At 63.6% G+C, this 25934-nt stretch carries 30 protein-coding genes; 13 read left to right on the forward strand and 17 right to left on the reverse strand.

What is annotated here, in order from left to right; all coding sequences use genetic code 11:
• Positions 1 to 181: 181 nt before the first annotated feature.
• Positions 182 to 841: a response regulator gene (locus tag AC0L24_RS14005; protein ID WP_023813468.1), complete on the reverse strand. Its 660-nt coding sequence runs from the start codon at positions 839 to 841 to the stop codon at positions 182 to 184.
• Complete coding sequence (locus AC0L24_RS14010) at positions 838 to 2232, reverse strand: sensor histidine kinase (protein ID WP_292635536.1); 1395 nt, start codon at positions 2230 to 2232, stop codon at positions 838 to 840. Before AC0L24_RS14010 ends, AC0L24_RS14005 begins: the two co-directional genes overlap by 4 nt.
• Before the next feature lie 172 nt (positions 2233 to 2404).
• Here AC0L24_RS14010 and AC0L24_RS14015 point away from each other — a divergent pair, with 172 nt between their 5' ends.
• From AC0L24_RS14015 to AC0L24_RS14035, 5 genes are all read left to right on the forward strand, one after another.
• A complete protein-coding gene (locus AC0L24_RS14015) occupies positions 2405 to 2746 on the forward strand; it encodes a hypothetical protein (protein WP_013528672.1) in 342 nt (113 codons plus the stop codon).
• A 14-nt stretch (positions 2747 to 2760) separates the two neighbouring features.
• Complete coding sequence (locus AC0L24_RS14020) at positions 2761 to 3480, forward strand: phosphatase PAP2 family protein (protein ID WP_127267185.1); 720 nt, start codon at positions 2761 to 2763, stop codon at positions 3478 to 3480.
• A 244-nt stretch (positions 3481 to 3724) separates the two neighbouring features.
• Positions 3725 to 4003: a helix-turn-helix domain-containing protein gene (locus AC0L24_RS14025; RefSeq protein WP_127320695.1), complete on the forward strand. Its 279-nt coding sequence runs from the start codon at positions 3725 to 3727 to the stop codon at positions 4001 to 4003.
• Positions 4004 to 4072: 69 nt separating this feature from the next.
• On the forward strand, positions 4073 to 5806 hold the full coding sequence (locus tag AC0L24_RS14030; RefSeq protein ID WP_473563865.1) for a SulP family inorganic anion transporter: 1734 nt from the start codon (positions 4073 to 4075) through the stop codon (positions 5804 to 5806).
• Between the two features lie 625 nt (positions 5807 to 6431).
• Positions 6432 to 7520 (forward strand): adenylate/guanylate cyclase domain-containing protein, encoded by a 1089-nt coding sequence (locus tag AC0L24_RS14035; RefSeq protein ID WP_473563866.1) that lies wholly within the window; start codon positions 6432 to 6434, stop codon positions 7518 to 7520.
• A 128-nt stretch (positions 7521 to 7648) separates the two neighbouring features.
• On the opposite strand, the gene AC0L24_RS14040 is transcribed toward AC0L24_RS14035, so the two are convergent.
• The 4 genes from AC0L24_RS14040 to AC0L24_RS14055 form a co-directional block, all read right to left on the reverse strand.
• The gene (locus tag AC0L24_RS14040; protein ID WP_292682818.1) at positions 7649 to 7933 is read right to left on the reverse strand and encodes a hypothetical protein; all 285 of its coding nucleotides are present in this window, start codon (positions 7931 to 7933) and stop codon (positions 7649 to 7651) included.
• A 118-nt stretch (positions 7934 to 8051) separates the two neighbouring features.
• A complete protein-coding gene (locus AC0L24_RS14045; RefSeq protein WP_128307096.1) occupies positions 8052 to 8570 on the reverse strand; it encodes a hypothetical protein in 519 nt (172 codons plus the stop codon).
• Positions 8563 to 8907 (reverse strand): hypothetical protein, encoded by a 345-nt coding sequence (locus AC0L24_RS14050; RefSeq protein WP_127398858.1) that lies wholly within the window; start codon positions 8905 to 8907, stop codon positions 8563 to 8565. Before AC0L24_RS14050 ends, AC0L24_RS14045 begins: the two co-directional genes overlap by 8 nt.
• Before the next feature lie 11 nt (positions 8908 to 8918).
• Positions 8919 to 9062, reverse strand: coding sequence for a hypothetical protein (locus AC0L24_RS14055; RefSeq protein WP_127331916.1), 144 nt, complete (start codon positions 9060 to 9062; stop codon positions 8919 to 8921).
• 175 nt (positions 9063 to 9237) lie between these two features.
• Between AC0L24_RS14055 and AC0L24_RS14060 the strand changes: the two genes are divergently transcribed.
• A complete protein-coding gene (locus tag AC0L24_RS14060; protein WP_473563867.1) occupies positions 9238 to 10209 on the forward strand; it encodes an AraC family transcriptional regulator in 972 nt (323 codons plus the stop codon).
• A 72-nt stretch (positions 10210 to 10281) separates the two neighbouring features.
• Here AC0L24_RS14060 and AC0L24_RS14065 read toward each other — a convergent pair whose 3' ends face one another.
• The 3 genes from AC0L24_RS14065 to AC0L24_RS14075 all read right to left on the reverse strand — a co-directional run bounded on the left by AC0L24_RS14065 (position 10282) and on the right by AC0L24_RS14075 (position 12572).
• Complete coding sequence (locus AC0L24_RS14065; RefSeq protein WP_127808496.1) at positions 10282 to 11088, reverse strand: C40 family peptidase; 807 nt, start codon at positions 11086 to 11088, stop codon at positions 10282 to 10284.
• An 81-nt stretch (positions 11089 to 11169) separates the two neighbouring features.
• The gene (locus AC0L24_RS14070; protein WP_127268426.1) at positions 11170 to 12102 is read right to left on the reverse strand and encodes a CHAD domain-containing protein; all 933 of its coding nucleotides are present in this window, start codon (positions 12100 to 12102) and stop codon (positions 11170 to 11172) included.
• Positions 12099 to 12572, reverse strand: coding sequence for a CYTH domain-containing protein (locus AC0L24_RS14075; RefSeq protein ID WP_127268427.1), 474 nt, complete (start codon positions 12570 to 12572; stop codon positions 12099 to 12101). The genes AC0L24_RS14070 and AC0L24_RS14075 overlap by 4 nt, the downstream gene beginning before the upstream one ends.
• Before the next feature lie 90 nt (positions 12573 to 12662).
• Between AC0L24_RS14075 and AC0L24_RS14080 the strand changes: the two genes are divergently transcribed.
• From AC0L24_RS14080 to AC0L24_RS14095, 4 genes are read left to right on the forward strand one after another with little or no spacing between them, the layout of a single operon-like run.
• Complete coding sequence (locus tag AC0L24_RS14080; RefSeq protein ID WP_127397826.1) at positions 12663 to 13349, forward strand: CerR family C-terminal domain-containing protein; 687 nt, start codon at positions 12663 to 12665, stop codon at positions 13347 to 13349.
• A gap of 13 nt (positions 13350 to 13362) precedes the next feature.
• Complete coding sequence (locus AC0L24_RS14085) at positions 13363 to 14316, forward strand: HlyD family secretion protein (protein WP_023813487.1); 954 nt, start codon at positions 13363 to 13365, stop codon at positions 14314 to 14316.
• Positions 14313 to 15233, forward strand: coding sequence for an ABC transporter ATP-binding protein (locus AC0L24_RS14090; protein WP_127808494.1), 921 nt, complete (start codon positions 14313 to 14315; stop codon positions 15231 to 15233). The genes AC0L24_RS14085 and AC0L24_RS14090 overlap by 4 nt, the downstream gene beginning before the upstream one ends.
• Complete coding sequence (locus AC0L24_RS14095; RefSeq protein WP_127808492.1) at positions 15230 to 16366, forward strand: ABC transporter permease; 1137 nt, start codon at positions 15230 to 15232, stop codon at positions 16364 to 16366. Before AC0L24_RS14090 ends, AC0L24_RS14095 begins: the two co-directional genes overlap by 4 nt.
• A gap of 83 nt (positions 16367 to 16449) precedes the next feature.
• On the opposite strand, the gene AC0L24_RS14100 is transcribed toward AC0L24_RS14095, so the two are convergent.
• The 3 genes from AC0L24_RS14100 to AC0L24_RS14110 all read right to left on the reverse strand — a co-directional run bounded on the left by AC0L24_RS14100 (position 16450) and on the right by AC0L24_RS14110 (position 18749).
• A complete protein-coding gene (locus tag AC0L24_RS14100) occupies positions 16450 to 17049 on the reverse strand; it encodes a DNA-3-methyladenine glycosylase (RefSeq protein ID WP_127808490.1) in 600 nt (199 codons plus the stop codon).
• Between the two features lie 97 nt (positions 17050 to 17146).
• Complete coding sequence (locus AC0L24_RS14105; protein ID WP_127808488.1) at positions 17147 to 18130, reverse strand: threonine/serine dehydratase; 984 nt, start codon at positions 18128 to 18130, stop codon at positions 17147 to 17149.
• Positions 18131 to 18425: 295 nt separating this feature from the next.
• The gene (locus tag AC0L24_RS14110; RefSeq protein ID WP_127808486.1) at positions 18426 to 18749 is read right to left on the reverse strand and encodes a hypothetical protein; all 324 of its coding nucleotides are present in this window, start codon (positions 18747 to 18749) and stop codon (positions 18426 to 18428) included.
• A 176-nt stretch (positions 18750 to 18925) separates the two neighbouring features.
• On the opposite strand from AC0L24_RS14110, the gene mbfA reads away from it, so the two are divergent.
• Positions 18926 to 19909 carry an iron exporter MbfA gene (gene mbfA, locus AC0L24_RS14115; protein ID WP_127269751.1) on the forward strand — a complete coding sequence of 328 codons (984 nt, stop codon included), beginning with the start codon at positions 18926 to 18928 and terminating at the stop codon, positions 19907 to 19909.
• Between the two features lie 165 nt (positions 19910 to 20074).
• Here mbfA and AC0L24_RS14120 read toward each other — a convergent pair whose 3' ends face one another.
• The 3 genes from AC0L24_RS14120 to AC0L24_RS14130 all read right to left on the reverse strand — a co-directional run bounded on the left by AC0L24_RS14120 (position 20075) and on the right by AC0L24_RS14130 (position 21027).
• A complete protein-coding gene (locus AC0L24_RS14120) occupies positions 20075 to 20419 on the reverse strand; it encodes an antibiotic biosynthesis monooxygenase family protein (protein WP_473563869.1) in 345 nt (114 codons plus the stop codon).
• The gene (locus AC0L24_RS14125) at positions 20416 to 20748 is read right to left on the reverse strand and encodes an NIPSNAP family protein (protein ID WP_013528650.1); all 333 of its coding nucleotides are present in this window, start codon (positions 20746 to 20748) and stop codon (positions 20416 to 20418) included. The genes AC0L24_RS14120 and AC0L24_RS14125 overlap by 4 nt, the downstream gene beginning before the upstream one ends.
• Before the next feature lie 63 nt (positions 20749 to 20811).
• The gene (locus AC0L24_RS14130) at positions 20812 to 21027 is read right to left on the reverse strand and encodes a DUF1127 domain-containing protein (RefSeq protein WP_473563870.1); all 216 of its coding nucleotides are present in this window, start codon (positions 21025 to 21027) and stop codon (positions 20812 to 20814) included.
• Positions 21028 to 21095: 68 nt separating this feature from the next.
• Here AC0L24_RS14130 and AC0L24_RS14135 point away from each other — a divergent pair, with 68 nt between their 5' ends.
• Complete coding sequence (locus AC0L24_RS14135) at positions 21096 to 21770, forward strand: ArsR/SmtB family transcription factor (RefSeq protein WP_292137191.1); 675 nt, start codon at positions 21096 to 21098, stop codon at positions 21768 to 21770.
• A gap of 12 nt (positions 21771 to 21782) precedes the next feature.
• Here the strand turns inward: AC0L24_RS14135 and ligD are convergent, their stop codons facing one another.
• Both ligD and ku read right to left on the reverse strand, forming a co-directional pair.
• Complete coding sequence (gene ligD, locus AC0L24_RS14140; protein WP_473563871.1) at positions 21783 to 24299, reverse strand: DNA ligase D; 2517 nt, start codon at positions 24297 to 24299, stop codon at positions 21783 to 21785.
• A 12-nt stretch (positions 24300 to 24311) separates the two neighbouring features.
• On the reverse strand, positions 24312 to 25181 hold the full coding sequence (ku, locus tag AC0L24_RS14145) for a non-homologous end joining protein Ku (RefSeq protein WP_473563971.1): 870 nt from the start codon (positions 25179 to 25181) through the stop codon (positions 24312 to 24314).
• A gap of 376 nt (positions 25182 to 25557) precedes the next feature.
• Here ku and AC0L24_RS14150 point away from each other — a divergent pair, with 376 nt between their 5' ends.
• Positions 25558 to 25698 (forward strand): hypothetical protein, encoded by a 141-nt coding sequence (locus AC0L24_RS14150; RefSeq protein ID WP_013528645.1) that lies wholly within the window; start codon positions 25558 to 25560, stop codon positions 25696 to 25698.
• The last annotated feature ends 236 nt before the right edge of the window (positions 25699 to 25934 follow it).

Raw genomic sequence — 25934 nt, forward strand, 5'->3', positions numbered from 1 at the left:
CGCGCTTTTGCGCGGTCCGCACCTTGCGGAGGCACGCAACCGTTCAATTATTGTTTTGCGCAATTCGGATGATTTCAGGTCGAAGCGGCCTGAAAAATGAATCCGCCTCTAAATCAAAGAGATAGAGCATGATGTCTTCCGAAAACCGCTTCACACCTTTCGGCATCATGCTCTAGTTGCTCTAGGAAGGCCTGTCGCGGTCGCGCAACTCACGCATCATCAAGGCCGCTTCGGTGCGGTTTCGCACATTGAGCTTCGACAGCACCCCGGTCATGTGATGCTTGACGGTCTTCTCCTGCAGCTCAAGCCGCAAGGCGACTTCCTTGTTGCTCAGCCCCTCAGCCACCAGCCGCAGGATTTCCGTCTGCCGATCGGTGAGCTGCCGCAGCCGTTCCGCAATGCCATCGGTCGGCTGCTGGGACTGGAGATCCGAAAGCAGCCGGGCCGACAGCGTCGGCGACAGATAGCTTTCGCCGGCTGCAACATTGCGCAGGATGTCGGCGAGCCCGCGCGACCCGACGCCTTTGAGGACATAGCCATTCACCCCTGCGTTCAGCGCCTTTGTCACATCGGCGTTGGCCTCCGAAACGGTCAGCATGACGATCTTCTGGGCCGGATGGCTGGCGAGGATGCTTGCGACGGCGGTCAGCCCGCCGCCCGGCATGGAGATATCGAGCAGCAAGATGTCGGGCCGCACCGTCGTGGCGAGGCGTTCGGCATCCTGCGCCGTGGCGCCCTCGCCAACCATCTCGAAGCCTCCGATCTCCGAAAGGCTGCGCGTCACACCTTCGCGAAAGAGGGGGTGATCGTCGACAATGGCGATGCGAATGGTCCCAGTCATGCTTGCTCCTCGACCGATAGACGGATCACCAAACGCGTACCTTGCGGCCCGGTCAAGGTTTCGAACTGTCCGCCAATGCTTTCGACCCGCTCCCTGAGGCCGGCGAGGCCGAGACCCTCGACCCGTGCCGCCGGATCGAAACCGGGTCCGCCGTCCGACACTTCGACAAAAAGCCGGCCACCTTTCATCCCCGCACTCACCGCCTGATCCTTGCCCAACCCATGGCGATAGGCGTTGTTCAGCCCTTCCTGGACGAAACGATAGATGCTGATCTTCTCGGAGGCGCCGGGCTCCGGCAACTGTCCGGTCAGCGTCAGCGTCACCGACGTTCCCGTCCTCTGCTCGTGTTCCTTGACCGCCAGCCGCAGAATGTCGGTTGCGGCAGCCGTCTCGATCTGCGGCAAAACAAGGCCGGTGCAGATGCCGCGTATTTCGCGCATCGCGTCCTCCAGTGTCTTGCGGATCATTGCGACCTCGGTCGAACGGCTTACGCTCGAATGGCCATCGCTGGAAAATATCGGGCTGTCCATGCGCAGCGCCGCCAGTGCCACGAGTTGGGCCGGGCCGTCATGGAGGTCGGCGCCGATCCGGCGCAGATATCTTTCGTTGAGCGCGGTGGCGCGGCGGGAGGCCCGTTGCACGCGCAGTCGCAAAGCACTGTTTTGCACCACCAGACCCTGCAGCTCCGAAACCTGGCGGCGCAGCGCCCCACGCTGATCGTCGATGGTGCGGCTGCCGCGCAGGACGATGCCCGACAGGAGCAGGAATGCCGCGAGCGTCGCGCCGGCCACGATCAGCCAGCTCGACCACAGGGCGGACGCCAGGGTGGCCTGGAAATCGTCGGCTATCTCATAAAACTCGGTGACCGCCACCACCTCGCCCGACCAGGGCTCGCGCACGGGATTGTATATCTCCAGCAATGGCAAGCCGATAGCCTTCTCCTCGCGTTCATCATCATCGAATGTATTGAATTCAGCGACGACATTGCCTTCGAAGGCGGAACGCAGATTGTCGCTCGGACCGAAGCGGCGGCCGATCAGGGACGCCTCCTTGGCGTAGAGAACCGTGCCGTCGCGGCGCCAGAGCACGAACGATTCGAGGCGCTTGCCGAGCGCGCCCTGGCCAAGCGTCTCGTCCAGCGCCTGCTTGACGGATTCGCTGAGCTCCTGGTCCTTGCGCAAGTCGGGAAGCAACGGCGCAATCACGCTGTCGACATAGAGCGCCGTCGTGGCGGCCGAATTGCGGATGACGCCGTCCCGGATCTGCGCCGTCACCCAGGTGCCCACCACCAACATGACGGCCAGCAGGCCAAAGCCGCCGGCAACGACGAATTGCAGGGCAAGGGAAAGCTCGCTCCAGCGCCGCATCAGGTTTTGAAAACTGCGAATCATGAGCCCCTGACCGCCCTTCGAACCGACAGATTGGGCGATGTTAGTACTTTGAGCTTCCGGCTTGCCATTGCCAAGGGCTTCGTTTGGTCGAGGTCGCTTGACGTCCCGGCGCGCTTGGGAAACAACGTCCGCGACGCATGCGGCGGGAGCCGCTTCGAGAGGGGGCGAAACGTTGAGTTTTTCGGGATTGCTGCAGCTCGGCTTTTCGACGGTCATTTTCCTGCTGGCGGCGACAGCCGCCAAGCAATGGGGCCTTGCGCCGAGCCTTGGCAAGATAGCGCTGACGCTGGCGCTCTATTCGCTGGGCAATCTGATCATGCTGCGGCTGATCCGCGAATTCGGCATGTCGGTGTCGTTCAGCCTTTCCGCCGTCATCCAGCTGGTCTCCGTGAACGTCGTGGCGCTGGTCTTCTTCGGCGAGCGCGTCAATGCGCTGCAGGCGACCGGCATCATGCTGGCGATCGCAGCGGTGGCGCTGATCACGCTGGGACCCTATCTGCAAGGCCGGCTGTAACGGGCGAATTGCCGATGAAGAACGCCGCGAACGCTTTGCTCAACCGGGTCGAATTCCCGGTGCTGCTGGCCGGCCTGGTCATCGCCGCCGGCCTGTGGGGATTCGAGGAGCTGATGGAGATTGCGCGCGCCACCACGCCGCACGCCTTCGACACCGAGATCCTGCTCGCCTTCCGCCAGGCGGGGCGCCCTGACAGCCCGATCGGCCCGCTGTGGCTGCAAGGGGCGATGCGCGACATCACAAGTCTTGGCAGCGGCAGCGTGTTGGTGCTGATCGTGACGGCGGTAATCGTCTATCTCCTGCTTATCCGCAGGCCGGCGACCGCCCTTTTCATCTTCGTGGCGGTGGCCGGCGGTCAGGTGCTGTCGAGCCTGCTGAAAGCCGGCATCGACCGGCCGCGCCCCGAACTCGTCTCGCATCTCGTCAACGAAACGACGCTGTCTTTTCCGAGCGGCCACGCCATGCTGTCGGCCGTGACCTATCTGACGCTCGGCGCGCTGGCGGCACGCTTCCTGCCCGGTCGAACGACGAAGATCTATGTGCTGTCGCTGGCGGTGCTGACGACGCTGCTGGTCGGCATCAGCCGCATCTATCTTGGCGTCCACTGGCCATCGGATGTGCTTGCCGGCTGGTGCGCCGGCTTCGTCTGGGCGATGCTGTGCTGGCTCGCTGCCCGGGCGTGGCAGCGATGGCGCGGGCAGCGCCTGAACGGCGACAGCGAGACTGGAGACTAGATCAGCCGGTCGATCAGCCCGTGCCCGCAGCCCACCGACAGCAAGGCCGCCCAGGTCATGAAGGTCTTGAAGAATTCAACCGCGTTACCCCCTGCCTAGATGGACACCCTAGGCACAATCCCGGGAAGTATCTAATGATCGGTCAGCCGCCCCCTTACGTCTCAGACGTTCATACTAATGCTTGAAACATCACAATGATGGTATTATACCTTATTCCTGCAGACTCAGACGGGGATTCCGGCCGATGATCACTGCCGCGCAGATGCGCGCCGCAAGGGCGCTGGCCGGCATCGATCAGAAGACGCTCGCCGAGCGCGCCGGCGTTTCGCTTCCAACCATCCAGCGCATGGAGGCGAGCGATGGCGTGGTCAGGGGCGTGGTCGACACGCTGATGAAGGTCATCCAGGCTCTCGACGAGGCCGGGGTGGAGCTGATCGGCGAGAACCAGACCAGCGAGCGCGGCGGCCGGGGCGTGCGCCTCAAGCCTGCCGTGCCGCGGGATCCCAAGGCTGAGCCGGCATAAAGTCGCGACGGCGACCGCCGACAGCCCTGCCGACGATCCCGCCGCCTTTCAGGGTGCGAAAGGCAGTCCATGGACCAGACGCAGCGGGCAGTGCATCAACCGGCCCACAGGTCGGCCCATAGGCCGGTAAAACCGACATTTTCCGAATTGTTCACGCCGAAGCTGGTGACGGTCTGGCGCGAGGGCTACACGTTCGCCGACTTCAAGGCGGACGCCATTGCCGGGCTGACGGTCGCCATCGTCGCGCTGCCCTTGTCGATGGCGATCGCCATCGCCTCGGGCGTGACGCCCGAGCGCGGCCTCTACACCTCGATCGTCGGCGGCTTCATCATTTCGGCCCTCGGCGGCAGCCGCTTCCAGATCGGTGGTCCGGCCGGCGCCTTCATCGTGCTGGTGGCCGCGACGGTTGCCCGGGTCGGCATCGATGGACTGCTGTTGGCAACGATGATGGCAGGGGTCTTCCTGCTCGCCATCGGCTATCTCCGCCTCGGCACCTACATCAAGTTCATTCCCTATCCGGTGACGGTCGGCTTCACCGCCGGCATCGCCGTCATCATCTTTTCAGGACAGATCGTCGAACTGTTCGGGCTGAAGCTTGCCGGCAGGGAGCCGGGACCGCTGGTGCCGAAGTTGATCGCGGTCGGTGAGGCGGCCGGCACCATCAATCTTGCGGCGACCTTCGTGGCGGTGTTGACCATCTTCACCATCGCCGGCCTGAAGCGCTGGCGGCCGACATGGCCTGCCATGCTCATCGCCATCGGGCTGGCATCGCTGGTCGTGGCGCTTCTCTCGCTGCCGGCGGAGACGATAGGCACTCGCTTTGGCGGCATCCCGCGTAGCCTGCAAATGCCTGCCTTGCCGCCGGTGAGCCTGGGCAGGATGATTGACGTGCTGCCGGATGCCATTGCCTTTGCCCTGCTCGGCGCGATCGAATCGCTGCTGTCGGCGGTGGTCGCCGACGGGATGACGGGCCGGCGGCATCGTTCCAACTGCGAACTGGTGGCGCAAGGCTTCGCCAACATCGCGTCCGCCCTGTTCGGCGGTATCTGCGCCACCGGCACCATCGCCCGCACCGCGACCAATGTGCGGGCCGGCGCCCACGGACCGGTTTCGGGCATCGTCCACTCCGCCATCCTGCTCGCTTTGATGCTGGTGGCGGCGCCGCTCGCCAGCTACATCCCGCTCGCAGCCCTGGCTGGCGTGCTGGCGGTCGTGTGCTGGAACATGTTCGAGAAGCAGGCCTTCGCCACCTTGCTGCGTGCCTCGCGCGGCGATGCGCTGGTGCTGACGGCGACCTTCCTGCTCGTCATCTTCCGCGATCTCACCGAAGGCATCGTCGTCGGCTTCGTGCTGGGCTCGATCCTGTTCATCGACCGCATGGCCAAGTCGACTGCGGTAGAGGCCGATCAGCCGCTGGTGCAGGAGGATGTCGCCGACAGCGCCAACGCCTACGATGCCAGCGAGGCGACCGACGCCGACACCGTGGTCTACCGCATCTCGGGCGCCTTCTTCTTCGGCGCGGCATCGACCGTCGGCACCGTACTCGACCGCATCGCCGACCAGCGCAGGAACTTCATCCTCGACTGCTCGGCCGTACCGTTCTTCGATTCGACGGCGGCCAACGTCATCGAGGGCGCCGCCCACAAGGCCAGGCGCGCCGGCGTCCGCTTCATCATATCAGGCGCCGCGCCGCAGATCCGGCGCATGCTGATCAACCACGGCGTGAAGCGTCCGCTGGTGACCTATGCAGCGTCGATCGAGGAGGCGCGGGCGCAGCTGAAAGGCAAGATCGAGGCGGGGTAGGGGCCGGGATTTGCCGGCCGGCGGTCGCTTGAACGTCAACTTTTTGATCTCAAGCAAGCGGGGAGCACGCTTTAGGCGAGCGGGCTCACTTTAGTCCCAGATGCAAGGAAAGTCGCTTCGCGGCGGCGTCGAATGCACCAATCTTCGTGACCTGAACAGGGAAGCCTCCGCCTATCCTGCTTCAGCTTTCACCGTGGTCCTTTGTCCGGACATTTTACTCTTTGCAGCCGCGTTTCAAAAATGAAACCGCAATCATGGTAGAGTTCGCGCACTGATTTGCCAGTAGAAGGCGGGTTTGCCAAATGCGTGACACGTCCCCGCGAAATCGAAGTGATCCTATGCCGACCGCGCCAACACTTGAACTTCGCCGCTATTCACGGCTGAGAAATTTGCGAGAGCGCGCAGAACGCCAAGGTGCTGCATTGCAGTTCTGGGCGCGTACGGCATCGCTCGCCGTGATCTCCTGCTTCTTTTCATTAATCAGCCGCTGGGATCCTCTCTGCTCTTCGTGCTGGCGGGCCTCATGTTGTTCCAGCTCGTCGGCCTGATCCAGTTTCGCTTTGCGCGCCGTCGCAACGCGCCATGGTGGATCGGTTATCTCGTCGGCACGCTGGACATCGTTCTGTTGACCGTTCTGCTGGTAACGCCCAACCCGTTTTCCCTGGAGGTCGCGCCGGCCGCGATGCAACTGCGCGAAGGCAGCTTCAAATTCCTGTTGATTTTCGTGTGCCTTGGCGCGCTGACCCTTTCGACCCGATTGGCGCTCTATCTCGGAGCGCTCGCAGCCTTGACGTGGACGATCGGGGTGGGATGGGTGATTCTTCATGCGGGAACCGTCCTTCCGGCGACGAACCTCTATTCGCTGCCGACGACAGAGCGACTGAACCTCTATCTCAATCCCAATTTCGTCGACACATTCGCGCAGGCGACCAACGTGTTGGTTGTGCTGATTATCGGCGCGATCATGGCGCTGGTCGTCTCTCGTTCCCGACATCTGCCGGAAGACTATGTCAAGGCAGAGCGCGCCCGCGCCAATCTCGCCCGGCATTTTTCGCCAAATGTCGTCGACCAGCTCGCCGCGGATGACGAGCCCTTCGGTCCGGTCCGCCGGCAGGATATCGCGGTACTGTTCGCCGACATCGTCGGCTTCACACACTATTCCGAGGATCATCCGGCCGAAGCAGTGTTCGAACTTCTGCGTCAGTTCCACCGTCGCATGGAGCAGGTCGTTTTCGACCACCATGGCACCGTCGACAACTATATCGGCGATTGCATCATGGCCACATTTGGGGTTCCGCAAGCCAGCCATAACGACGCGACCCGAGCCATCCAGTGCGCTGAAGCGATGATCGCCGCTCTCGAAGACTGGAATGTGCAGCGGGTGTCCAGGGGATACCCGTCGCTGGACGTTCGGATCGGTGCACAATATGGCGCAGTCGTCATCGGTGCAGTAGGCAGCGAGCGCAATCTTTCCTTCGCGGTGGTGGGCGACACCGTCAACGTCGCCAGCCGTTTGCAGGCGCTTTGCCGTGAACTTCAGGCAAACATTTGCTTTGGGTCACGACTGATAGAAGCCGCGAAGGCGGAATCGCCCACGACACAGTTGAATGCGCGCGATCATGGACCGGTGAGCATCCGCGGTCGGGATGAACCGGTCCATGTCTGGGTCGAACACAGAGCCGAAAACCAGGGTGCTGTTGCGGTTTCGGCATGATATAGCCGCCATGTGAAGCGCCTGCATCTGTCGGAAAGTTCACGCCTGAAGGCATCATGCGCTCGCAGGGCCTGAGCGAGGCCTCGATGTTCCTCTATCTGCGCGATCTCGAGGAGCTCGCAATCGTCTCAGCATGATTGCATCTGGCGGCTGAGCTGGCCGCGCACGGCCCTGGCGGTGCCGACGGCGCCATTGACCGCGCCCATCATCTTCATCTGCCCGGCGGTCTCGTTCATGCGCGCCCGGCAATCCTGCATTTTCTTGGTCGCCTCGACTGCAGCCAGGGCTTCGCCAAGACCTTCCGGCGAGTCCGGGCCGGCCGCCAGCTCCGCCAATTGCGCATGCTGGTCTGGCGTGATCGGCGGGCTGGCGGCCGTCTGGCTGCAGCTGGAAGCCAGCAGGCAGATAAGCATTGCGATCGGGCTGCCCCGCCTGACACGTGCCGTGGTTGGAAAAATGCCGCGATGTTCGGCCTCGAGGCTCCCGCTCGGAGTTGCTTTTCCCGCCACCCGTTTGCTTTTGCCCAACATCCTATCGCCCCATCGCCGGGCCGAGGATGAGGCTGCGGATTTTTGGCGTCAGCGGCCTGACGACATCGGCGAAGGGGTCGCCCTCGGCCCGCAAAGCCATCAACCCTTCGACCTCTTCGTCGATGGCCGCGATGGTCTCCGTCTTCTGTGCGTCGGTCAGCTCCCTCATGCCGGATATGGCATTCCTGAGCTTGACGAAAATGGCATCGAGTTCCGCGACCGGCATCGTCGCCAGGAACCCGCGGATGGTCTCGCCAAGCGCGACCTTCCAGCTGTCGGCGGTGAAGCCGGCTGTGCCGATCAAGCCCTTGTCCGCGGCATCGCGCTCGTACCAGTCGGCGGCGATCTCCTCGTCATAGGCGAACTGACCGAATTCGGGCTGCAAGGCCTCGATCAGGCCGACGACCGCCGACGCATCCCGCGCTGTCAGCGCCAAGGCATGCGGGCTGTCGAACATCATGCCGGCAAGTGCGAGCGCGCCGGCCAGCCGGCGCATGGCTGCGAAACGCCGCTCAGCCATAACAGTCCTCCACAACGCCGGCCCGGGCACTGCTCGTCGCCTGGGACTGCAGAACCGAGCCGCCGATCGAGGCGGCCTGGCCGGCAATGACCCCACCATTGCCGGCCAGACCGCCAAGACCCCCCGCCATCGACAGGACACCGCCGAGCAGAGCCGCATTGGTCTGCGCCTTCGCCGCCTTCTTCGCGGCCTCGGCGCAGGCGGTTTCCGTCGATGGTTCGTTCCGGGCCTTGTTGCTGCCGGCCGCGCTCGCGATCGATGCCGGGTTGCTGTCGGCCTGGCCCGTTTGGCAGCCCGCCAGGGCAATGGTCAGGGCCACGAAAATGCTTTTTTTCATGGTGCTCCTCATCATCGGGCAGCGCGCGGCGGCAGCTTGACCTCGCGGTGATCGGTCACCGTGTTGCCCAACGCGATCGACAGCAGATAGGCACGCGGATTGAAGCCCGCCGCAGCCAGTGCCGACAGCGTCTTGAACAGTTGCAAATGAAACATCGTGCCCCCTTGGATTGCCGCCAATACGGTCCCGGTTTCGGAATCGCGCCGCAAACTAGGGGCATCAAAGGGGGACAGCTTGGACAGAACGGCACTGAAAGCGGCCAAAACGGCCCGGTATTGACGTTTTGCAGGCCGCGGCGCATATGACCGCGCTCTTGGCATGGGGGTGTCGATGACTGCGACGATGGGGCCATCAGCTTCGTTCAGGCTGGCGACGGAGATGTTTCCGGAGCGGGATCGCGTCGAGATTACGCGCGAGGTTTACGGCCGCACGGTTCTGAGGGTGGACCTCGATCCGCTGGCGCCGGCGCAGATCGACATGCGGGTGCGCGCGTTGCCGGGCCTCGGCATCGCCACCGGCAGCTCATCGGAATTCCGGGTGCATCGCACATCGTCGCTGATCGACAACGACGACTTCGTTCTTCTGGCAGCCCTCGATGGGGGCAGCGTGATGAAGCACCGCGGCCGCGAGGAGGCGGTCGGCAACGGCCAGGCGCTGATAATGAGCGGTGAAGAGGTTGGCTTCAACCTGATCGGCGCCGGCGGGTTCCGCTTCATCAATATGAGTTTTTCGCGCAAGCAGCTTTCGCCTCTGATCGGCGATCCGGCAGCGGTCCTTATGCGGCCCTTGCCGACCCAAAGCGGGGCGATGCGGCTGTTGCTCGACTATATCAGCTCGATCCAGGAGGTCGGAGACGAGTTGACTGCGGAGGCCTGCCACCTTGCGACGACGCATGTCTTCGACCTTGCCGCACTCGCCATGGGCGCGACCAGGGATGCGGCCCAGATCGCGCGCGGCCGTGGCGTCAGCGTTGCCCGCTTGCGCGCCATCAAGGCCGATATCGTCGCGCATGGTGGCCATGTCGACCTGTCGGCGCGGGACGTCGCCGCCCGCCACGGACTGTCGGCCCGCTATGTCCGCAAGCTGTTCGAGAGCGATGGCACATCCTTGATTGATTTCATGATGAACCAGCGGCTGGCGCGTGCCCATCGCATGCTCGGCGATCCGCGCCATGCCGGACGCAGCATCACCGCGATCGCCTACGAGGCCGGCTTCAACGATCTTTCCTATTTCAACCGGGCGTTCCGCCGCCGTTATGACGCCACTCCCTCGGACGTGCGCGCTGCGGCTTGCAAGCACTGACGCCAAAGCGCCGCCTGCCGGGCGGCGCTGCCGTGCCGTGCCGTCCATGCCGTTGGACTCATTTGATCGCGTCTATTCGGCGGCCTTTGCCCCGGGATCGGCAACCTTGTCGTCCCAGACCATCTGCCGGTAGTCGAAACCATATTCCAGCGTCGGTTTGACGATGCGGAAATAGGGCGACAGGTCGAAATCGCGCGGCGTGTAGAGCGAGTGGTGGCGGATGTGCAGGATTTCCTTGCGCGAATAGTTCGACTGCGCGGAGGCTCGGCCGGGCGCACGGGTGATTTCGGGCAGGATCGGATAGCGGATCTGGCCATAGGCCTCGGCGATCAGCGTCGAGCAGATCGCCCGTGTCGGATCGCCGGAGCCGAAGGCCAGCATGCGGCGGCGCCAGCGCACCGGCACCGGCGGTGTGGGCAAGAAAAAACGCAGCATGTCGAAAATGTTCTTGAGGTCGTATTTCAGGCCGAGCCTGCCGATCATGAAGGCGACGACCTTGTCGCGATCCTCCGGCGCCAGCCCGCTCGCCCGGCAGATGCGGGTGTTGTAGGTGCGGTAGCGCGACAATGGCACGGCGACGCAGCCTTCGCCGATCGTGACCTCGATCAGGCGCGGCCGCTCCGAGCCGTCTTCCGGCGCGGGCAAGGCATCGCCGATATAGAAGGCCGCATGCGACCAGGTCGACTGGGTCAGGTACTTGATCGCCGCCGAGATCTTCTGGTTGCCCTCGATCAGCAGGATGTCGCCCGGCTCAAGCGTGCGGCGCAGCGTTTCGGCATCGGACGGAGTGTAGGGCTCGTAGCCGGACGATTCTCCCTGCAGCCGGCCGGCAAGCCAGCGGCCAAGTCGATCCAGAAGCGTGTCGCCGGGCTCGGTCATGCCCCATGGCGATTAGCATGGGCGGGTAATGAGGGCTAGCGCACGCCTTCCTCCCCCGTCCGGAGCGCGAGGAAGAGCGTCCTACGATGCCGCGGCCTCTTCCGGCGGCGCAGCCAGATCGTCGCGCGCCTTGCGGGCCAGTTTGCGTGTCGAGCGTTTGGGATTGTCGCCGAACAGCTCGGCCGCTTCGGCCAGGCAGCTCTTCTTCAGCTGCTTCTCCGACCGTTTCAACAGCTTGCCCAGAAGTTTCGTGTCCTCGGGCAGCCCGAGCGGCTGGTCGTCGGCCTCGAGCAGCGCGCGCATCACCAGCACATCGTGCAGGTCGCCCAGCCGCTCGCCCAGTTCGTCGACCGCCTTGCGCCGGGCCTTGATCGGTGTCGGCCACAGCCTGCCGAGCAGCGACAGATGCATGCCGTGGGTCTTGGCCGCCTTGCGCAAATCGTGGAAATCATCGGCCGCGCCCCGCGATCTGGCCTTGTCGAGCGCCTTCCTGGCACGGCGCAGCGTGACGCGGGCACCTTCGGCAAGCACGTCGGCCGCCTGTTCCGGCTGGTCGGGCAAGGCCAACGCTTCGACGCGTTTGAGGCCATCCTCGCAAGCGGCGGTCGCCGCGCCGATCGCCGCCTCGAGCCCGCTGCCTTCGTGCAGTTCATGCTGGCGCGCGATCAGCCTGTCGCGCGCAGCAGTAAGCCCATCGTCGGCGCTCTCCTTGGGAAAGCTCGCCGCCAGCCGGTCGATGGTTTCGATCAGCGCTGTCGCCTCGCGCGGACCGGCAAGCAGGCCGGCTACATTGCGATAGCACTGGTTCTCGGTCTCGCAGAATGTTTCGTCGCCGGAACGAACAAGCCGCAGCAGGGCGCGGGCGCTCTTCAGCCGCTTGCGGCACTTGTGCAGCGCCTGTTCCGGCCGGCTCCGTGCGGCGTCAAGGTGATGCAGCGCCTTGCCGATTTCCTCGGCAAGGATACGCCTGACCTCGCCGGTCAGCGGCAGGCGCGGATCGATACGAAAGCTCATGCGGCGATCTCCGGTATCCCCCCAAGGGCGAGCGACGCGTTGTAGAATTTTGACTCGCCGGTGACTTCGCGGCCGAGCCAATCAGGCAGCATTTCGTCCGGCACGTCCTCCGGCGTCTCAAGTTCGGCGATCACAAGTCCCGCAAGCGGACCGCCGAAAACATCGATTTCGTAGAGATAGCCACGGTGCCTAACATGGTGACGTGTCTTCTCGATGACACGTCCGATGGCAAAGTCCAGCATCTCCACCGCCTCCGAGAGCGGGATCGAGTATTCGAATTCGTCGCGTTCGCGCGCCTTGCTGCCGAATTTGAGTGTCAGCTTGGCGGAACCGCCATCGCTGATGCGGATACGCACCGTGCGCCCGGGGCCGGCAGCGAGATAGAACTGGAGAATGCGGATATTGGCCTCGGCCAGTTCCCGCCATGCGGTGCTGGTGACCAGGAATTTTCGTTCGACTTCCTTGCCCATGGCCGCGCACTAAAGCGTTTGCCGCCGTCGATGGCAAGATAATGACGAACAGAACTTGACTTTAATCAATCGATTGATTAAATTGCGCTCATGGTCAAACTGCCTGAGCCCAACATTCTTCGCCGCGAGCCCGCCGAGATGACGCGCGCGGCCCTTGTCCAGGCGGCGCTGAAGCTGTTCGGAAGGCAGGGCTTCGATGGCACCTCGACGCGCGAGATCGCCGCCGAGGCGCGAGCCAATATAGGCTCGATCGCCTATCATTTCGGCGGCAAGGAGGGTCTTCGCGCCGCTGCAGCCGACTTTATCGTCGAGACCATCCAGGGTGTAGCCGGCCAGGCGCTCGGCAATGTACAGGCGCCTGCGCCGGGACCAGCCAATCCGGAGGCGGCGCAAGCGCTACTCTTCGCGGCGCTGGAGCGGATGGTCGGCTTTGTCGTGGCCAGCCCGCAGGCCGGCGAGATCGTGCAGTTCGTGTTGCGTGAGCTTTCGCATCCGACGGCAGCCCTCGACCGCATCTATGACGGCGTCTTCGAGCCGACGCATCGCCGGCTGTGCCAGCTCTGGGAACAGGCGACCGGCGAGCCCGCCGAAAGCGAGGCCACAAGGCTCACCGTGTTCACGCTGATTGGCCAGGTCATCTATTTCCGCATCGGCCGCGAGGCGGTGATGCGCCGCATGGGCTGGAAAGACATCGGCGCCGCCGAGGCGGCCAAGGTGGTGGCGGTCACATCGGGTAATCTCAAGGCCATATTGGCTTCCAAAAAGAGCAAAGCATGAAGGGGCAAAGACCATGAGCTTTCTGTGTTCGCTGCCGCTCGCCGCGCAGCTCTTCTCGGCCTGTGCCCCGGCTGCCCCGCTGGCCGTCGGCTATGTCGAAGGCGACTATGTGCTGCTGGCACCGATCGAGGTGGCGCAGGTCGAGACCGTCACGGTGAAGCGCGGCGACCGTGTGGTGCCTGGCACGACCGTGGTGACGCTGGAAAGTGCCGATGCCAAGATCGCGGTTGCGCAGGCGCAGGCCGGCCTTGCCCAGGCGCAGGCGCAGTTGGCCGACCTGCAGATCGGCAAGCGGCCGGAAGAGATCGCCGTGCTGAAGGCCGAGGTCGACATGGCCAGCGCCCAGGCCGCCGACGCCAAGCGCAAATACGACCGCGCCGCCGATCTGTTCAAGCGCGGCGCCGGTACGCAGGCCGATTTCGACACCGCGTCGGCCACGCTCGAAACGGCCAATGCGCAGGTCGGCCAGGCCAATGCCAATCTCGCGGTCGGCGGCCTGCCGGCACGGCCCGAAACGATCAAGGCCGCCGACAACCAGGTCAAGCAGGCGCAGGCGGCCCTGGAGCAGGCGCAATGGCGGCTGTCGAAGCGTGTGCTGGCAGCGCCTTCGCCGGGCCGCGTCAACGATGTCATCCGCAATCCGGGCGACACATCAGGTCCGACCGCGCCGGTGATTTCGATCCTGCCCGACGGTGCGGTCAAGCTCAGCGTCTACATCCCGGAGAGCGCCTTCTCCTCGGTCAAGGTCGGCACCTTGCTCGGCGTCCATTGCGACGGCTGCGGCCCGGATGTGAAGGCGCGCGTCAGCTACGTGTCGCCGGATCCGGAATTCACGCCGCCGGTGATCTATTCGTTGGAGAACCGGCAGAAGCTGGTCTATCTGGTCGAGGCGCGGCCGGAGGGCGATGCCGGGCCGCTGCAGCCCGGCCAGATCGTCGATGTTGATCTCGCGGACAGCGCAAGATGAACGCCATCGACGTCCATGGCCTGGTCAAGCGTTTTGGCGACAAGACCGTCGTCGACCATGTGACGATGTCGGTCGCCGAGGGCGAGATCGTCGGCTTTCTCGGCCCCAACGGTTCGGGCAAGACCACCACCATCCGCATCATGTGCGGCCTGCTGACGCCGGACGAAGGCGAAGGCACGGTACTCGGCTTCAACATCCGCACCGACAGCCTGCGCATCAAGCGCGAAGTCGGCTACATGACGCAGAAATTCTCGTTCTACGAGGATTTGACGATCGGCGAGAATCTCGAATTCGTGGCGCGCCTCTATCGGCTGAAGCCGGTCGAAGACCATGTCGCGCGCACGTTGGAGGACCTCGGCCTGACGTCGCGCCGCAACCAGCTGGCCGGCACCTTGTCGGGCGGCTGGAAGCAGCGGCTGGCGCTGGCCGCCTGCATCATGCACAAGCCGAAATTGCTGCTGCTCGATGAGCCGACAGCAGGTGTCGATCCGAAGGCGCGGCGCGAGTTCTGGGACGAGATCCATCGCCTGGCCAGCGGCGGGCTGACCGTGCTGGTTTCCACCCACTACATGGACGAAGCCGAGCGCTGCCACCGCATCAGCTATATCTCCTACGGCAAGATGCTGGCCACCGGCACGGTCGCCGAGGTGGTGAAAAATGCCGGGCTGACCACCTTCGTCCTGCAGGGTCCGCGGCTCGATCAGGTCGCCGAAGCGCTTCAGGGCCGCCCCGGCGTCGACCAGGTGGCGCCGTTCGGCGCGACGCTGCATGTCGTCGGCTCCGACAAGAAGAAGCTCGAAGCCGCACTCGCCGATGTCGAGAAAGAGCACAAGGGCGTGAAAGTTTCGCCCGGCGAAACCAGCCTCGAGGACGTCTTCATCCAGTTCATGTCTGGGTCGAAGGACAACATGGCATGAACAGCGTCTTTTCCTTCGCCCGGCTTGGCGCTTTGCTGATCAAGGAATTCATCCAGATGCGGCGCGACCGCATCACCTTCGCCATGATGCTCGGCGTGCCGCTGATACAGCTGGTGCTTTTCGGCTACGCCATCAACAACGACCCGAAAAGCCTGCCGGCAGCACTCGTGGCGACGAGCAACGATCCCTACACGCGGGCCATTGTCGCGGCGCTGCAGACCACCGGCTACTATCGTTTCGACCATGTCGCACAAAGTGCCGCCGAAGCCGAGTTCCTGATATCGCGCGGCGACGTCGCCTTCGTCGTCACCATCCCCGCCGATTTCGCCAGGAGGGTGGAGAGCGGCAACAACCCGCAGATACTCATCGAGGCCGACGCCACCGACCCGGCGGTGGCCAGCGGCGCCATCTCGACGCTCGGCACCGTCGCCAGCCAGGCGCTGCTTAGGGCGCAAGGCACGCAGGAAGCCGCCGCCGAGGCCGCCAAGGGCCAGCTCGATGTCGTCGTACACCGGCGCTACAATCCCGAAGGCATCTCGCAATACAACATCGTACCCGGCCTGCTCGGCGTCATCCTGCAGATGACCATGGTGATGATGACCTCGATCGCGCTGACGCGCGAGACCGAGCGCGGCACGATGGAGAACCTGCTGGCCATGCCGTCCAGTCCGCTCGAGATCATGATGGGGAAGGTGCTGCCCTATCTGGCGGTCGGCGGCGTGCAGGTGGTGGTGGTGCTGGCGGCGGCGAAGCTTCTGTTCGCAATCCCCTTCACCGGGTCGATGTCGCTGCTCCTGACCGCCGTGCTGATCTTCGTGCTGGCGCTGGTGCTGCTCGGCTATACGATTTCGACCATCGCCCGCACGCAGATGCAGGCCCTGCAACTGACCTTCTTCTTCTTCCTGCCGTCGATCATGCTGTCGGGTTTTATGTTTCCTTATCGCGGCATGCCGGACTGGGCGCAAATCTTCGGCGAGATCTTCCCGCTGACGCATTTCCTGCGCATCACCCGCGCGGTGATGCTGAAGGGCGCGGAACTGCCGGCAGTGTCAACGGAGATCGGCTGGCTGGTGGTGTTCGTGGTCTTGTTTGCCGGCGTGGCACTGGTGCGGTTCAGGCGGACGCTGGATTAGATGCCGCACGACCTCCAGTCTTGGCACCAGCCTTTGCGGAAGGGAGAAATGCTTTCGCCAATCTCCATGGTTTGTAACTGCCACTAACCGTTGAGCGATTTCGGGCCGCTGACGAAGGCGCTCCCCTTGACGTAAAACCGCAGCGGGCGATCGGCATCCTTTGTAATGCCGATCCGGACGCCTTGGGCGATGTCGCCGGCTTGATGCTCGTCGGTTGCCAGCCATAGCGGGCCTTTGCGGCAAAGATCGAGCCCGTCGAGGGAACGATCGATCCGCAATGCCTGGGCCAGCCTTCCCGGTCCTCGCGCCAGGTCGCGCAAGCGGTCGATGCCGCGATTGAGCCGCATGAGCGCAATGCCTTCGAGCGGCTCGAGCGCCCTGATGAGCACGCCGGTTCCGACCCCTGCCATCTCGCTCGAAACGTTGAGCATGTAGGAGATGCCGTAGGCGAGATAGACATAGGCGTGCCCGGGTTCGAGAAACAGCGAACGGTTGCGCGGCGTCATCCCCCGGTAGCCATGCCCGGCGGCGTCACCGGTCACATAGGCCTCGGTCTCGACGATGCGGCCGCTGGCGATGCCTTCGGGCAGTTCGCGCACCACGATCTTGCCGATGAGGGTGCGGGCAAGGGATGCCGTATCGTCGGGCAGCTCGGAACGAGTGAGCGGGCGGTAGATGACCATGCTCAGCGCGGCGACGATTTGGCGGCGGGCGAGGAGTGATCCAAGGCGGAGCCTGTCGCCAGATACTCCACATCAGATACCCTTGGACATCGCCGTCTCAAGCAGCCGCCATGATCCCGGCATACGTCCCGAAATCGACATTGCCGCCGGACAGCACCACGGCAACGCATTTGCCGGACAGCTCGATCTCACCCGATGACAGTGCCGCCAGCGCCACGCAGCCGCCGGGCTCGACCACCAGCTTGAGATAAGCCATGGCGTCGCGCATCGCCTGCGCCGCCGCCTGGTCCGAGACGGCGATGCCACCGGTGAGGTTCCTGCGGTTGATCTCGAAGGTGATCACGCCAGGCTCGGCGGTCAGCAGCGCGTCGCAGATGGAGCTATGGCCGGGCTCGTTCGAAACCCTGGCACCGGCGGCCAGCGACCGGCGGGTGTCGTCGAAATGCTCGGGCTCCACGGCCCAGATCGCGGTGTCAGGCGAGGCGTCCTTGACGGCAACGGAGATGCCACTCGACAAGCCGCCGCCTCCACAGGGGACGATCACCGCGTCGAGGTTGACGCCAAGCGCTTTTGCCTGGCGCATCAATTCGAGACCGATCGTGCCCTGGCCGGCAATGATGGCCGGATCGTCGAAAGGCGGCACCAGCACCATGCCTCTTTCCATGTAAGGGCGGATCACGGTCATGCGGTCGTCGCGAAAGCGGTCGAACGGGACCACCTCCGCGCCCATCTTGCGCACGTTGGCAATTTTCATCGCCGGCGCGTCCGAAGGCATGGCGATCACCGCCTTGACGCCGAACATCGCGGCCGAGGCGGCGACGCCCTGCGCATGATTGCCCGATGAGAAAGCGACGACACCTTGGCTGCGTTCCGCCTCGCTGAGCGACGACAGCTTGTTGTAGGCGCCGCGGAACTTGAACGAGCCGGTGCGCTGCAGCGTCTCCGGCTTGAACAGGATGCGGCCCCCGAAGCGTCTGTTCAGCTCCTGCGATTCGATCAAGGGGGTTTCGATGATCAAGCCGGAGAGACGCGCGGCGGCGGCGTGGATGTCGGCGATGCCGGGAAGGGATATGGCGTTCATGTGAGGTCCAGTGGACAGGGTCTTTTCATGATGCCCGCAAACAGATGTGGCGCACCATGGGAAAAATGTGACCGTTACAAAGTTTAGCGGGACGGTCGCCAACACCACGGCTGCACGCCCCCCTCTGGCCTGCCGGCCATCTCCCCCTCGAGGGGGGAGATTACGCACTCAGTCGACTTCGCTACCTATTAACGCTGCAAGGTGAGCGGGACGCCGAAGCTGCCAATCTCCCCCCTTGAGGGGGAGATGTCCGGCAGGACAGAGGGGGGCGCTGTCCCGCAGACATCCCCCATGTTCAGCCCAACAGCGCCCTCTGCCGCTTGCTCCCACCCAGCTTGCGCCAGTTGTTGAACCGGTGGCTGGCAGCGGCAAAGGATATCTTCATCTGCTGGGCGACCGAGTAGCGCGACTTGCCCTCGTCGAACATGCGGTAGCAGCACTCGACGCCCTCCTCCGTCAGTTTGCCGTCCGGCGCCTTGTTGTGCGGGTTGGCGGGGTCGAATTTCTCGACCTGCTGCTCGACCAGGCCCTTCAGGCGCTGCAGGTCGGCCTCGATGCTGGCGATGAGATCGAGAACGGGCTTGGGATCATAGGGGTGCGGAGGCTGTTTTGCCGTCATCTGCCGGTTCCTTGTTCTTGGCTTGAGTCCAGCAATATAGGTGAACATTCACTGATAATGAAGAGTCACCGCGGGCGCGGGGCTTCAACAATTCTTGACCGCGACCCAAGCGCGCAATTGACCGAAGGTGTTCAAAACCCTAGTTTAGAACTATTCTAAACTAGGGTGAATTCCTCATGCTTTCCCGTGTTTTCGGCTTCGGCCGCCGCCCCTTCGAATCGCTCTCCGAACAGGAGATCCTGGCGCTGGCCATTTCCTCCGAGGAGGATGACGGTCGCATTTACCGGGCCTATGCCGACGGGCTGACGGAAAACTTCCCGCAATCGGCAAAAGTGTTCGAGGAGATGGCCGAGGAAGAGGATGGCCATCGCGATGCGTTGATCGAGCTTTTCCGCAAGCGGTTCGGCGAGCGCATACCGCTGATCCGGCGCGAACATGTGAAGGGTTATTACGAGCGCAAGCCCGACTGGCTGGTCCGGCCGCTCGGCATCGAGCACGTGCGCAGCCATGCCGAGGCGATGGAGCGGCAAGCCTACCTTTTCTATGTCGAGGCGGCCAAGCGCACGGCAGATGCTTCGACGCGAAAACTGCTCGACGATCTGGCGGTGGCCGAACTGGGCCATGAGACCCTGGCGCAGCGGCTGGAACAGAAACATGTGCCGGGCGCCGTCAAGGCCGAGGAGGCCAGCGCCGAGCAGCGCCAGTTCATCCTCACCTATGTGCAACCAGGGCTGGCCGGGCTGATGGACGGGTCGGTGTCCACTCTGGCGCCGATCTTTGCCGCTGCCTTTGCCACGCACGACACCTGGCAGACGCTGCTGGTCGGGCTTGCCGCCTCGATCGGCGCCGGCATTTCGATGGGCTTCACCGAAGTCGCTTCCGACGACGGCAAGCTGTCGGGCCGCGGCTCGCCGATCAAGCGCGGTCTGACCGTCGGTATCATGACGACGCTGGGTGGTCTCGGACACGCGCTCCCCTATGTCATTCCGCATTTCTGGACGGCCACCGGGGTTGCCGCGGTGGTGGTTTTCTTCGAATTGTGGGCGATCGCCTTTGTCCAGAACCGCTACATGCAGACGCCTTTCCTGCGTGCCGCCTTCCAGGTGGTGCTGGGCGGCGCCCTGGTGTTCGCGGCCGGCGTGCTGATCGGGAATGCATAGTTTTTTCCCTTCCCCCCTTGTGGGGGAAGGTGGATCGGCGCGCAGCGCCGAGACGGATGAGGGGTGTTCCAGCGGAGTGAGACGTTGGCGTTCCCGGGAACACCCCTCATCCGTCGCCTGCGGCGACACCTTCTCCCACAGGGGGAGAAGGAAGAAACTTGCCACTCACCCATTCACCGCCCGGCTATCCCTAGGCGCCTCGTCCCTCTCCGTCAGCCCATAATCCCTCACCACATGGGCGATGCGCAATCGGTAGCCGGAAAAGATACCGCCACGGCCGGCCTTCTGCGCCTGCCGGTGTTCCTCGGTGTTGCGCCAGGCCTTCACGGCTTCCTCGTCGCGCCAGAATGACAGCGACAGGATGCGGTTCGGATCGGCCAGGCTCTGGAAACGCTCGATGGAAAGAAAGCCGTCGATGCCGTCGAGCAGTGGACGCAGGTCCGCGGCGATGCTCAGATAGGCGTCGCGCCGGCCTTCCGTCGGCTCGACCTCGAAGATCACGGCAATCACGGCAGCACCAGTTTCGCGTGCGGGCCTGAGGCCAGTTTCAGGAACATGCGATCCTCCTTCAGGATGAACCTCTCGCGCTTGGCGAATTCGTAGTTTGCCTTGCCGGCGGGATCGGCGGCAAGCCGGGCGCGATAGGCTTCGTAGGCCGCCAGGCTCTCGATGTTGTAGGCGGCATAGGCGGTCGTCGCCGAGCCCTCATGCGGCGCGTAGTAACCGATCAGATCGGCACCGCAGCGTGGAATGGCCTGGCCCCAATTGCGCGCATACTCCTCGAAAGCCGCCTTGCCGAACGGGTCGATCTCGTAGCGGATGAAGCAGGTGATGGTCATTGTGGTCTCCTTGGGGTGCGTCGATAGTTCGAGCGGCATCGAAAAATTGTGTCGTCTGGTCTGCTAGGGCTGCCAGAAGGACTTCGCGCATTCGCGGCGCACGTCTTGCCGCGTTAGCCCAAGATCGCGCAGCTGATGATCATCCATCTCGGCAAGGTCCAGACGCTGCAAATGGCGGTCATACCAGCGGGCCAGCAGCCGCGAACGCAGCCAGGTGACGAACGGGAAGAATTGACGGCTGGGGAGCGGGGCTGAGGGGAAAGCGGTTCGTGCGGCCATCGTCGTCTCCTTGATCTCACCTGAGAATAGTGATTATCTGACAAGAACGCTTCGATGAGGAACGAACTATGCGTGAAGGACCCGACATCGCCCGCATCGCCAGCCTGGTCGGCGACCCGGCACGGGCAAACATGCTGAATGCCCTGATGGGCGGCACGGCGCTGACGGCGAGCGAACTGGCGCTCGAGGCCGGCGTTTCGCTGCCGACCGCCAGCTCGCACCTGGGCAAACTGATGGAAGGTGGGCTGCTCACGGTGGCGAGCCAAGGCCGGCATCGCTATTACGGCCTCGCCGGACCGCAGGTGGCGGGCATGATCGAAGCCATCACAGGCGTCGCGGAAGCCGTCGGTCCAAAGCGTGTGCGCCCGGGTCCGCGCGATGGTGCCATGCGCGTGGCGCGCGTCTGCTACGATCACCTCGCCGGGGAGCAGGCGGTGGCGATGCTCGATCGGCTCGTCGCCAAGAACGTATTGGTCCGCGACGAACAAGAGATCAGGCTCGGGCCATCGGCGGCATCGCATTTCGCAGCGATCGGCATCGACGTTTATACCAAGCCGCGCCGGCCGGTGTGCCGCGCCTGCCTCGACTGGAGCGTGCGCCGTTCGCACCTCGCCGGCACGCTGGGCGCCGCCATCCTCGAGAAGATCCTGGCCGAGAAATGGGCGCGCCGCGAGAAGGACAGCCGCGCGGTGATCTTCTCGCCGCCGGGCAAGCAGGCGTTTGAGAAGGTGTTTCTGTCCTGAACGGGCGAAGCGTTAACCCCGCCTCAGAGCCTTGCCCTGCTTAAAGAAATCCGACCACGGATCGGCTTTCGCCAGCTGTTTCAGTGTAGTCTTGCCGCCGATCGGGAAAGCGTTCGGCGCCAAGCCGGCCTCGATCTCTGGCCAGGTCACCGGCATCGACACGGTGGCGCCCTTCTTGGCGCGTGACGAATAGGGCGCGACCGTCGTCGAGCCCCTGCCATTGCGCAGATAGTCGACGAAGATCTTTCCCGTGCGTGCCTTCTTCGACAGCGTCGCCGTGTAGCGGTCGGGGGCACCCTGCTCCAGCGCACGGGCAAAATCATGGGCGAAGGTTTTGACCTCATCCCAATCCGCCGCTGGTCTCAGCGGCACCATGACGTGAAAACCCTTGCCGCCCGAAGTCTTGACGAAATTCGGCAGCGACAGCTCGTCGAGCTTGCCCCTGATATCGAGTGCCGCCTCGCGGACCGCTTTCACGTCGACACCTTCATCGGGATCGAGATCGAAGATGATCTGGTCGGGCTTTTCGATCTCGTCGATCGTGCACCCCCAGATGTGGATCTCGACCACGCCATACTGGACCAGTGCGGCGACACCATCGAAATCCCGGATGTACAAGATCTCCTCGCCGTCAGTCGGATCCTTCATGCGCGCGATCTTGTCGCTCATACCGGCCGAGGCATGTTTCTGGAAGAAACGCTGGCCACCGACACCGTCCGGCGCCCGCACCAGGCTGAGCGGCCGGTTGACGACAAACTGTTCCATGCGCGGCCAAACCTGCGCGTAATGGTCGAGCAGGCCCTGCTTGGATATGTTTTCGTCCGGCCACAGCAGCTTGTCGGGATGCGAGAGTTTTACCGTGGTCGTCATCGATCCGGCGGCTTTGCCACCCGATGCCGGCTTGGCCGTGCTCTTGCCTGTCGATGGCTTGCCTGTCGACGCTTTGGGCTTTTCCTGCACGACTTCCTCCGCCGGCTTGTCCTCGCGCAATCCCTGGAACGAGGCGTGGCGTATTATACGGTCCGAAGTCCAGCTGCGAAACTCCACTTCGCCGACAAGTTCGGGCTTGACCCAGACCAGGCCCTTGCCCTTCGGCACCGCGGTGGAGAAGGGCGATGTTTTTGCCGTCAATGCATCGAGTTTTGCCTTCAGCTCATTGGCGCCCTTGCCGGAGAAACCAGTGCCGACGCGGCCGGCATAATGCAGCTTGCCGCCCTCGTGGAAGCCGACCAGGATCGAGCGCAGGCCGCGCCCGGTCTTGTCCGACGGCAGATAGCCGCCGATGACGAATTCCTGCCGCGCCGTGCATTTCGACTTCACCCAGGTCGGGCCGCGGCCGCTGCGATAGGGTGCATCGGCACGCTTGGAGACGACGCCTTCCAGGCCCATCCGGCAGGCATGCTCCAGCATGATCTTGCCGGGTTCGGAAAAGTGGTCGCTGAAGCGGACCGCCGGATTGTCGGACTGCTTGCCGAGCAAATCCTGCAAGGCCTGCTTGCGCTCGACCAGCGGCTCGCGCCGCAAATCCCTTCCATCGAGGCGCATCAGATCGAATACGTAATAGATGAAGCGATTCGTCCGCTTCGCCGACAGATCCTGCTGCAACAGCGCGAAAGACGAGACGCCGCTGTCGGCCAGCACGACCACCTCGCCATCGATGATGGCGTCGCTGCACTTCAGCGCGGCCAACTCCGCGACGATCTCGCCGCCGAACTTCTTCGTCCAGTCGAGGCCGGTCCGGGTCAGCAGCCGCACGTCGGTGCCGGCGATCTGTGCCTGCATGCGATAGCCATCGAACTTCACCTCATGCAGCCAGTCCTTGCCCGGCGGTGCATCGCGCTCCAGCGTGGCCAGCTGCGGCTCGATGAAGTCGAGTTTCTTGCCCGCGGCCTTCGTCTTGCCGGCGGCCGGCTTGTTGGAATGCCAGACTTTCGGCGTCTCACCCTTCGCGGACTTGCCCTCGCCGACCTCCTCGATGGTCAGGCCCGACTTCACCGATTCCGGCGCCTCCTTGAGGATGTCCTCGCCGGGACGCGCTGCGGCATCGTCCGACTTGATCAGCAGCCAGTTGTCGCGCTTTTCACCCGCACGCGGCTTCAGTCGCACCAGATGCCATGCCCCATGCAGCTTGTGTCCCTTGAGCTCGAAGCTGATATGGCCCTTCTTCATCGCCTTGGCCGGGTCGATCTCGGGGGTCCAGGTGCCCTCGTCCCAAACGATGACCGAACCGCCGCCATATTCGCCCTTGGGAATGGTGCCCTCGAACGGCGCATAGTCGATCGGGTGATCCTCGACATGCACGGCCAGTCGCTTCTCATGCGGATCAAGGCTCGGGCCGCGCGTCACCGCCCAGCTCCACAGCACGCCGTCATGCTCGAGCCGCAGGTCGTAATGCAGCCGCGTCGCGGCATGCTTGTGGATGACGAAGATGCCGCCCGCGCCGCCCTGCTTGGTCCGGGCGACCTTGCCGGCCGGTTCGGCGGTTTTCTTGAAATCGCGCTTGGAGTGATATTGTTCGAGGCTGGCCATCCGTTGGGTTCCTCAGGCCGATTTGCGTTTGGGCGCGCTGGCTTTCGGCTTGGCGCGTTTGGCCGCCGGCTTGGCTTTCGCCGACGAAGGCTTTTTCGATGATCCGGAATCTGACAGGCTCTTCTTCAGCGCGTCGAACAGATTGACGACATTGGAAGGCTTGGGCGCCGCCTTGGCCTTCGGCGCCTTGTGGCCAGCCTTCTTGGCGCGGATCAGCTCCAGCAGCGCGTCCTCGTATTTGTCGTCGAATTTCGAGGGATCGAACTTCGTCTTCTTCTTGTCGATGATCAACTCGGCGAGGTCGGTCATCTCCTGATCGGTATTCACCGACTCGATGTCGCCGAAGACGGTGTCCTGCTGGCGCACCGTGTTGTCGTAGCGCAGCGTCGTCAGCACCATGCCTTTGCCGAGCGGCTCGATAACCACCGGCCGTTCGCGTCGGTAGAGCACGATACGCGCCAACCCGGCCATCTTCTTGCCCGTCATCGCGTCCCGGATGACGGCGAACGCTTCTTCCGACACCTTGTCGGCCGGGGCGACATAATAGGGCGTATCGAGATAGATCTGCTGGATCGAAGCTTTGTCGACGAAACCGTCGAGCGCCATCGTGTGCGAGGATTCGATCTGCACCGCCTCGATCTCGTCTTCCTCGATATGGATGAAATCGCCATCGTCGAGTTCATAGCCCTTGATCTCGTCATCCTCCTCCAGAGGCTTGCCTGTTTCGGCGTCGACATAGAGCCGCTTCACCGTGTTGCCGGTCTTGCGGTTGAGAATGCGAAACGAGACCCGCTCCGTGTGGGTGACGACATTGGTGAGTTCGACGGCACAGGTGACCAGCGAAAGCTTCAAATAGCCTTTCCAGGCCGGACGCGGCGCCATGATATCTTCCCTTCCAGACCAGATGAAGGTGAGAACGGACAGACCGCGCTCCAGTTCCGCGCTCACGGACCGATCTGGATGCCAAGGGCGCGCCCGAGGCCTTATGGCCGCCAGCACCTGAATTTTGGGCGCGGCAAAAGTTGAAACAAAACCGCGCGCGCGCGACATTCAAACGAAACATATGTGATGCAAAAGTCACATTGGCCGGAATGCCGACGAACTGCACCGAAAGACCCCGAATCAGCCGCAATCCAGCCACGAAGCGAGGCATTTTCGACCAGATATTAACATCACGTTCACCGACTATTCACGCCTCGACGCTATGATGACCGCAATTCGGAAGGGACATCCGAAAATCGGGACAGGGACAAGGGTAATGAACTTCCTCGCGCACCTCATCGGCTATGCCGCCGCCATCCGCGAATTCGTCGCGCCGACCTATCGGCCCGAGCGCTATTACATGCGCGGCCCCGGCCCTGCTTGCGCCCGTCGCGGCAACTCGCTGGGCGCGCACTGATCATGGCTTTCGAAAATCGCCACAACAGCAGGATCTGCAGGCCGGCCGCCTCTACCCGCGCCACCACCTATCGCGCCGAGCGTCCCGCTCTCGCCGACAGGCGCCGTGCGACATCGCCACGGCTTTGATACCGACGCTGGCCGGCTTAGTGTCATAGGACACGAGCAGCCGAGGCCAGCGTGACCGACCATTCCCAACCCAGTCGACCCCAGTCAAATCGTCCCTCCGCAACAACT

It is taken from the genome of Mesorhizobium sp. WSM4809 (assembly GCF_055811655.1).

Bases quoted from the DNA above. Each gene is read 5' to 3' on its own strand.
- AC0L24_RS14060 (WP_473563867.1), top strand. From the start codon at position 9,238: ATGACTGCGACGATGGGGCCATCAGCTTCGTTCAGGCTGGCGACGGAG.
- ligD (WP_473563871.1), bottom strand. From the start codon at position 24,299: ATGGCCAGCCTCGAACAATATCACTCCAAGCGCGATTTCAAGAAAACC.
- AC0L24_RS14125 (WP_013528650.1), bottom strand. From the start codon at position 20,748: ATGACCATCACCTGCTTCATCCGCTACGAGATCGACCCGTTCGGCAAG.
- AC0L24_RS14095 (WP_127808492.1), top strand. From the start codon at position 15,230: ATGAACAGCGTCTTTTCCTTCGCCCGGCTTGGCGCTTTGCTGATCAAG.
- AC0L24_RS14080 (WP_127397826.1), top strand. From the start codon at position 12,663: ATGGTCAAACTGCCTGAGCCCAACATTCTTCGCCGCGAGCCCGCCGAG.
- AC0L24_RS14075 (WP_127268427.1), bottom strand. From the start codon at position 12,572: ATGGGCAAGGAAGTCGAACGAAAATTCCTGGTCACCAGCACCGCATGG.
- AC0L24_RS14150 (WP_013528645.1), top strand. From the start codon at position 25,558: ATGAACTTCCTCGCGCACCTCATCGGCTATGCCGCCGCCATCCGCGAA.
- AC0L24_RS14065 (WP_127808496.1), bottom strand. From the start codon at position 11,088: ATGACCGAGCCCGGCGACACGCTTCTGGATCGACTTGGCCGCTGGCTT.
- AC0L24_RS14045 (WP_128307096.1), bottom strand. From the start codon at position 8,570: ATGGCTGAGCGGCGTTTCGCAGCCATGCGCCGGCTGGCCGGCGCGCTC.
- AC0L24_RS14005 (WP_023813468.1), bottom strand. From the start codon at position 841: ATGACTGGGACCATTCGCATCGCCATTGTCGACGATCACCCCCTCTTT.
- AC0L24_RS14090 (WP_127808494.1), top strand. From the start codon at position 14,313: ATGAACGCCATCGACGTCCATGGCCTGGTCAAGCGTTTTGGCGACAAG.
- mbfA (WP_127269751.1), top strand. From the start codon at position 18,926: ATGCTTTCCCGTGTTTTCGGCTTCGGCCGCCGCCCCTTCGAATCGCTC.
- AC0L24_RS14135 (WP_292137191.1), top strand. From the start codon at position 21,096: ATGCGTGAAGGACCCGACATCGCCCGCATCGCCAGCCTGGTCGGCGAC.
- AC0L24_RS14130 (WP_473563870.1), bottom strand. From the start codon at position 21,027: ATGGCCGCACGAACCGCTTTCCCCTCAGCCCCGCTCCCCAGCCGTCAA.
- AC0L24_RS14025 (WP_127320695.1), top strand. From the start codon at position 3,725: ATGATCACTGCCGCGCAGATGCGCGCCGCAAGGGCGCTGGCCGGCATC.
- AC0L24_RS14030 (WP_473563865.1), top strand. From the start codon at position 4,073: ATGGACCAGACGCAGCGGGCAGTGCATCAACCGGCCCACAGGTCGGCC.
- AC0L24_RS14110 (WP_127808486.1), bottom strand. From the start codon at position 18,749: ATGACGGCAAAACAGCCTCCGCACCCCTATGATCCCAAGCCCGTTCTC.
- AC0L24_RS14020 (WP_127267185.1), top strand. From the start codon at position 2,761: ATGAAGAACGCCGCGAACGCTTTGCTCAACCGGGTCGAATTCCCGGTG.
- ku (WP_473563971.1), bottom strand. From the start codon at position 25,181: ATGGCGCCGCGTCCGGCCTGGAAAGGCTATTTGAAGCTTTCGCTGGTC.
- AC0L24_RS14105 (WP_127808488.1), bottom strand. From the start codon at position 18,130: ATGAACGCCATATCCCTTCCCGGCATCGCCGACATCCACGCCGCCGCC.
- AC0L24_RS14100 (WP_127808490.1), bottom strand. From the start codon at position 17,049: ATGGTCATCTACCGCCCGCTCACTCGTTCCGAGCTGCCCGACGATACG.
- AC0L24_RS14040 (WP_292682818.1), bottom strand. From the start codon at position 7,933: ATGCTTATCTGCCTGCTGGCTTCCAGCTGCAGCCAGACGGCCGCCAGC.
- AC0L24_RS14010 (WP_292635536.1), bottom strand. From the start codon at position 2,232: ATGATTCGCAGTTTTCAAAACCTGATGCGGCGCTGGAGCGAGCTTTCC.
- AC0L24_RS14050 (WP_127398858.1), bottom strand. From the start codon at position 8,907: ATGAAAAAAAGCATTTTCGTGGCCCTGACCATTGCCCTGGCGGGCTGC.
- AC0L24_RS14070 (WP_127268426.1), bottom strand. From the start codon at position 12,102: ATGAGCTTTCGTATCGATCCGCGCCTGCCGCTGACCGGCGAGGTCAGG.
- AC0L24_RS14055 (WP_127331916.1), bottom strand. From the start codon at position 9,062: ATGTTTCATTTGCAACTGTTCAAGACGCTGTCGGCACTGGCTGCGGCG.
- AC0L24_RS14085 (WP_023813487.1), top strand. From the start codon at position 13,363: ATGAGCTTTCTGTGTTCGCTGCCGCTCGCCGCGCAGCTCTTCTCGGCC.